Annotated in this window: 1 protein-coding gene and 1 pseudogene; both read right to left on the reverse strand. The window is 59.1% G+C overall.

Going from position 1 to position 1,349, the window contains the following annotated elements:
- A pseudogene (locus ACR0P8_RS09775) lies at window positions 1-854 on the reverse strand (ATP-binding protein); the annotation flags it as partial.
- Window positions 851-1,349 (reverse strand): LytR/AlgR family response regulator transcription factor (locus tag ACR0P8_RS09780; RefSeq protein ID WP_432624860.1); only part of this gene is annotated, 499 nt, incomplete at its 5' end. The pseudogene ACR0P8_RS09775 and the gene ACR0P8_RS09780, both read right to left, overlap by 4 nt.

The raw sequence follows: 1,349 nt of genomic DNA on the forward strand, positions 1-1,349 counted from the left end.
ATCTGATGCTTCAGATCGTGCGCAAGCCGACCAAGCGATTCGATGTTCTCCTTCGACTGCAGGTACTCCTGATGTTGGCTGTCCAGCTGCGCGTTGATTGACGCGATTTCCGCGCTCGCTTCAATGCGCCGAGCCTGCTCCTGTTGCGCGTATAGAATCGCGAATCCGCAGAAATCCACCAGTGTGCGGATATAGAAGATTTCCTGGCCCATCGAACCGGAGAATGGCGTATTGGTCGAAACGAAGCTCAGATTGCTCATGGCGAAGGTGACGATTGTGATGGCCACCGTCGCCGTCGCTGCGGAAGCCGTCGGCAACGTGGGGGAGGTCTGGCTGAAATTGCCGCGTTCCACCAGCCAGGACAGCCCGAAACACAGCGCGTAGGTGACGATGAGCAGCAGGACGGCGCGCCAATCGTAATCGGAGAAGCGGCCGTCGCGCATGCCGATGAACGTGACGATCTGCCAATGCAGCGACGCCACCAATTCGGCCAGCACGAACGCGCGGGCCGTGATGTACAGCCCTTCGCGTTTGCCGGTGCCGGCGCCGAACAGGATCATCAGGTACATGCAGCTGAAGGCGAGCATCATGCCGACGATCCAAAACCAGATCGGCATGACGCCGTCGAAATACTGCACGGCGATCAATGCGACCAAGCCGATCACGCCCACGATGGCTGAACGGCGGAACGGCACGCGGCGGAACAGCACCGCCATATACACCACGCACGCCAGCCATTCGCAGATGGCGGTATACGAGCGGGGAATGTCGGGCAGCGCGTTGGTGATCGGTGTCATCGATGGCACCGACACCACCATGACGCGCGTCGCGAAATCGAAAATCGCGCCGGTCATCCCATACCACCCCCCATATAATCCGTCAACGCCGTCAGAAACGCCTTCTTGCGCGGGCGGCTCACGCGCAGACGCTCGTCGTTCGACATGATGCAATCCTGATCGGCCATGCCCGTCACATGCCTGAGATTGACCAGATAGCAGGAATTCGAGCGGAAGAAGTGATAGTCGGCAAGCTTGGCCTCCATATCCTTCAACGTGCCGTTGATGGACAGCTTGCCGTCAAGCGTGTGGATGACGATGGTGTGGCGGATCGATTCGAGGTAGAGGATGTCCGCCAGATTCAGGCGCATCTGCCCCTTGCCGGTGTCGATGAGCATGGAATCGTCGACATTGCTGCGCACCATGCCGATCGATTTCTTCAATTCCTGGGAGAATGCGAACCATGGCAACGGTTTGAGCAGGTACGACAGCGCGCGCACCTCATATCCGCTGATGGCGTATTGCGGTGCGGCTGTGATGAAGATGATCACCACCTTGTCGTCGCGCTCGCGG

Source organism: Bifidobacterium sp. (assembly GCF_050874245.1).
In the GTDB taxonomy this organism is placed as follows: Bacteria; Actinomycetota; Actinomycetes; order Actinomycetales; family Bifidobacteriaceae; genus Bifidobacterium.